At 32.2% G+C, this 4,294-nt stretch carries 7 protein-coding genes; all 7 read right to left on the reverse strand.

Translation table 11 applies throughout. The features are described from left to right. Positions 1 to 163 precede the first annotated feature (163 nt). The 7 genes from QZZ11_RS01065 to QZZ11_RS01095 all read right to left on the reverse strand — a co-directional run bounded on the left by QZZ11_RS01065 (position 164) and on the right by QZZ11_RS01095 (position 3,009). Positions 164 to 448, reverse strand: a complete 285-nt coding sequence (locus tag QZZ11_RS01065; RefSeq protein WP_292472724.1) for a hypothetical protein — start codon at positions 446 to 448, stop codon at positions 164 to 166. A gap of 134 nt (positions 449 to 582) precedes the next feature. Continuing rightward, positions 583 to 1,011: a hypothetical protein gene (locus QZZ11_RS01070; RefSeq protein ID WP_292472726.1), complete on the reverse strand. Its 429-nt coding sequence runs from the start codon at positions 1,009 to 1,011 to the stop codon at positions 583 to 585. After that, a complete protein-coding gene (locus QZZ11_RS01075) occupies positions 1,008 to 1,436 on the reverse strand; it encodes a hypothetical protein (protein WP_292472727.1) in 429 nt (142 codons plus the stop codon). Before QZZ11_RS01075 ends, QZZ11_RS01070 begins: the two co-directional genes overlap by 4 nt. After that, positions 1,433 to 1,816: a hypothetical protein gene (locus tag QZZ11_RS01080; protein WP_292472729.1), complete on the reverse strand. Its 384-nt coding sequence runs from the start codon at positions 1,814 to 1,816 to the stop codon at positions 1,433 to 1,435. The genes QZZ11_RS01075 and QZZ11_RS01080 overlap by 4 nt, the downstream gene beginning before the upstream one ends. Before the next feature lie 34 nt (positions 1,817 to 1,850). Then, positions 1,851 to 2,207, reverse strand: a complete 357-nt coding sequence (locus QZZ11_RS01085; RefSeq protein WP_292472731.1) for a hypothetical protein — start codon at positions 2,205 to 2,207, stop codon at positions 1,851 to 1,853. Further along, positions 2,204 to 2,419 (reverse strand): hypothetical protein, encoded by a 216-nt coding sequence (locus tag QZZ11_RS01090; protein ID WP_292472733.1) that lies wholly within the window; start codon positions 2,417 to 2,419, stop codon positions 2,204 to 2,206. Before QZZ11_RS01090 ends, QZZ11_RS01085 begins: the two co-directional genes overlap by 4 nt. Positions 2,420 to 2,598: 179 nt before the next feature. Continuing rightward, the gene (locus QZZ11_RS01095; protein ID WP_292472735.1) at positions 2,599 to 3,009 is read right to left on the reverse strand and encodes a hypothetical protein; all 411 of its coding nucleotides are present in this window, start codon (positions 3,007 to 3,009) and stop codon (positions 2,599 to 2,601) included. Positions 3,010 to 4,294 lie beyond the last annotated feature (1,285 nt).

The following is a 4,294-nucleotide window of genomic DNA, read 5'->3' on the forward strand; positions in this document are numbered from 1 at the left end:
TAATTTTCTGTTCAACAGAAATTCTAACAAGTCCTTTCGTCTTGTTGTCAATTGGTATCATCAAGGAAGAAAATTCTAAATTTTCCATCTATTCCTCCCATCTTCTAAAATAATTTCTTCTCCTCTATTTTTATTATTTCTATACAAAAAATTTTAGACAGCGTCATACAAATTTTACCAAAGCATGATCCATTTGTCTAAACAATTCATTAAAATTGACAACTGAATTTTTATGAACCAGACTAGTTCGCTCCATCAATTCCAGTTCGTCAATTTCCATTCCGAAAGACCCGTCTAAATAAGCATGTCCATAATAATACATTGTATTTAACATCAACTTTTCGACAAATGTATATGTTTCGATTAAAATTCGGCGGCCGGAGCAAAGATTGACTTTATGATCCATCATTAAAAATGGAACCACGCCAGGCAGGTTCTCATTGTGCAACTTTTCAATCTTGATTTCATGATTAAATACCATGTCGCAAAATGAATCATCTGTTTTTAAAATCAATTCTTCTCTATGTTTCATGGAATCAAGAAACATTTTTAATTTATTACAGAATATTTTTATTTTTTCTGTCATATCAACTCAACCATCATCATGTCAAGAGACTTGAAAAATGGTTCTGGATAGACGAGATTATTTTTTTTATAAAATATGAAATGATCCCTAATTGGAAAATTCGGCGGCACTTCATCCTTTTCTTTGCTAAACCTGAATCGAAGCAATCTTCCATCCAAACCAAATATAAAACGAGCACTTATGCATGCAAATGCATCTTCGTCTTTTGTTTTATACCATTCTGGAAATACTGCCTGTTCAACATACAGTTCATTGGGATTATCATCACCAATAGGACTGGTGTGAAATTCAATCTGATGATGTGTATCACCAGCTCTGAAGCATATTTCTTTCGGCTCCTCCTCTTTTGACAAAATTCTGAAAAGCATAGGTATCTTTTTTTTAAACATTCTGTAGTCAACGTCTCTTCTCTTAAACTCGTTCATATCATCTCCACTATTTTCAAGTCCAGCATCTTAAACAGTTCATCAAAATCAACAATTGATTCATTGCTAAACAATGAATATTTCTCCAATTCTCTATGACGGTTAAATCCAATATCCTGAAATGTAACAGTTAACTGGCTGTCAACTTCAAATTCTTCCAAAGTGCCATGAAAAGTTTTTGGCAAATAATCTTCACTATCGAGTTCTTTAGGAACTCTTATAACATGACTGCAGCTTAATCTAATAAAGTCATTATCTGTTGGTGTGATAAATAACCCATGCTGTACAGGATCATCATCTATATTGCAAAAGTCTAAAATTTTAACCGGCCATTTTCTCCAGTTGCTGTTGATGTCCAATAACTTGTTCAATTTTTCAACAAGAACTTTTTTAATTCTCGCAGTATCAAGGCTATGTGTTGTCATAAGCACTCCAATATCAGCATGTCCATTTTTTCAAACACTGGTTCAAAATTGATTTTTGAATATCTGGAAAATAATCTAATACTGCAATGTATGTTGTCAACATAGCTTGCGGTTTCAAATTTTCTTTCTCTTTTTTCATGGAACGAATACCATTCAATTTTACCGTTCTTAAGATTTTCTCCAACCATGGTAAAACATACATGCTTTATTAAATATCTTTTATTGTCATCACTAACAAATTTACAAAAAATCAATCCATGCTTGTATTTTCGTCCCATGTATTCCATTGTGAAATCAATTCTTTTCTGTTCTCCATTCTTCATGAATTTAAACAACTTAATCAGTCTGGATTCAAATTCAATATGTTCAGTTCTTGTCATACGAATTCAACCATCATCAAGTCTACATTGTTTATCATATCATTTCCACAATTTTCAGGTTGATTTTCTTTAACATTCCGTTAATATCCATTTTTGACCACCTGTCAAAAAGTTTCCATTCGACTGGGGAGAATATGTAAATATCAGCAATAAACTTTCTTATGCTGTTTGGATAAAACTTGTATAGTTCGTGTCTTGAAAAATCACCACGCAGATATACACGATGATATATTACATTTTCGCGGCCGTGTTTCGAAAATCTAAGATCGTGGACAACAAAGTCATTATACAATTGCTTAATATCACGAACAATAACAAATGAGTAGTTGTCCATGATATTAAAAATCTGACCAGCCTGTTTTGTAAAACATTTTCTTTCATTGGGTGTCATATCAGCTCCACAAGTTTTAAATCAAGCCTTCTCAATAAATCATCAACATCAATTCTAGACCACCTGTCAAACAACCTAATATGAATCTGACTGGAACCAAGACTGGTTAATTCAAATTTATTCTTTCGCTTTGGATGAAATCTGTATCCTTCATAGAGTACATTTCTCTCGATATGGTTTCTTACTTCACGAACATCGTGGCGTATATGCATTCTACCATATTCAACATCATAAATGAACATCAATTTATGGATAACAAACCTGCTATATAGCTGTTTAATATTATCAACATCAACCACATTGTTCCTCCAATCTTGAGGAAGACACATTAATTTCATCAGGTCGAAAATCTTTTCAACTTTTTCAGTAAACAGTTTTCTTTGAGACTTTGTCATAAGAGCTCCACAATTTTTAATTCCATCTCATGTATTAATTTTGAATGATCCACCATCCAATTAGGTCCAATATATAATCCATTTTTCTGCTTCTCGTTTAAATTTTCCAAATTAATTTCACTCCGGTTCTTCAGTTCAAATCCGGCGGCAGGATTGTAAAAATATACTTCTTTAATCTCGCTAATTCCTTTTTCATTGTAAATCGATCCTTCTCCAAAATAATTAACGCCATGCTCCAGTTTCAATTCGCAATTGCATATGGATTTACCACAAAACATTAAATAATTAAAAACTAGGCCATCATTGAAAGAACTCCATATGGAAATATATATCATATCCTCGTCGCGAATTAAATTAAAAATCATTTTTATTTTATCAAGTGTTTTGGTAGGTAAAAGTAAATCCATTTTTATTTTCTCCTGTATTTGGAGGTGATTTTTTTGTAGAGAAATAGGACGATTTTGACCCCAAAATCCTGTCTTTATCAATATTTTTATATCAAAACTCGCAATTTTTAAAAAAATCACACGTATCAAATAAAAATACAGGGGAAAGTATCAATCAGGGTCAAAAATCTACCAAACGGTTGTATTTCCAAACGTTTGGTAATTTGAGAGACCAAAAAGTATCTAACAAATAGATGTATCTATTTCAATAGATAAATCTTTTTATACATCTATCTGTTTTGAACCAACCTACAAGTTAATTGTAAAATACTGACAGACTAGTTTATTCTAGACCAAGTCTGAATTTGATTTCCACTGGCTGTTAAACTTAATTGTCATGGCAGATTTGGATTAAATGTCAGATCACTGTACCTGAAAGGTGCAGATGTTTTTGACAGTTTTGCCACTGATCCCCAATCTGGGGTTCCTTCCTGGCAGTAGATAGAACAAGCTTTACCCATTTGATACTGATGGTTTCTTTAGTCCCGGTTCCTTTGTATCGAAGATAGAATAAGCTTTTCGGGTTGTCAATATTCTGTACTGTTTAGATTCTAGATGTGTATGGAATATTATCTACCTGATACTTGTTCATTAATATCCTTCTGCTCTACCTTTGTTTGAGCAGAGAACTGAGCGTCAGCGAAGTTCGACGCGAGTTCTGGGCTGAAGGCAATTAATTGAAGTCGGAGCGAGGTGACGAGCGTAGACGGAAATTAATTCACATTATGGGTGATAGACATGAAATAGCTGGTTCTGCATTACGTTATGATTGTTCAGAGTCTGAATAATTTCAGATTCTAAATGCAGAATATAATGCTTTGCATTAATTTCATGTCATAATTTGGGACAGTTAATGTACTGAAAATAATGTCGAAACTTCTAGTTTTATATTATTTGTACAGAATATTTAACGTATACAACGTTGACCATAGTAGATATTATGTCCTTTTGACTGGTATCCTTTGGTATGGACTGGAATTTAAGCCCAAGTATCCTTGGTTTGCTTAATATTCCTAAGTACCTAGTGGTATTTAGTCTTTTTGAAATAAGATTTTATATATGGTTATGATATTGTTCTTCAAATACTTCGGTACAAAATAGACTAGAAATGTATAACAGGGGAAGGTACAGCAAAATTATTTTATTGGATATAGGATGATCTTCGATAAACAAGCATAAAATATTGGATTAAAAATAAAATATGGTTATTAAAAACTAAAAAAAAAAAAAAAAAAAAAAAAAAAAA

The organism is Methanosphaera sp. (assembly GCF_016282985.1).
GTDB lineage: Archaea > Methanobacteriota > Methanobacteria > Methanobacteriales > Methanobacteriaceae > Methanosphaera.

Coding starts and splice junctions, on each gene's coding strand:
- QZZ11_RS01090 (WP_292472733.1), bottom strand. CDS start 2,419: ATGCATATACGCCACGATGTTCGTGAAGTAAGAAACCATATCGAGAGA.
- QZZ11_RS01085 (WP_292472731.1), bottom strand. CDS start 2,207: ATGACACCCAATGAAAGAAAATGTTTTACAAAACAGGCTGGTCAGATT.
- QZZ11_RS01070 (WP_292472726.1), bottom strand. CDS start 1,011: ATGAACGAGTTTAAGAGAAGAGACGTTGACTACAGAATGTTTAAAAAA.
- QZZ11_RS01095 (WP_292472735.1), bottom strand. CDS start 3,009: ATGGATTTACTTTTACCTACCAAAACACTTGATAAAATAAAAATGATT.
- QZZ11_RS01080 (WP_292472729.1), bottom strand. CDS start 1,816: ATGACAAGAACTGAACATATTGAATTTGAATCCAGACTGATTAAGTTG.
- QZZ11_RS01075 (WP_292472727.1), bottom strand. CDS start 1,436: ATGACAACACATAGCCTTGATACTGCGAGAATTAAAAAAGTTCTTGTT.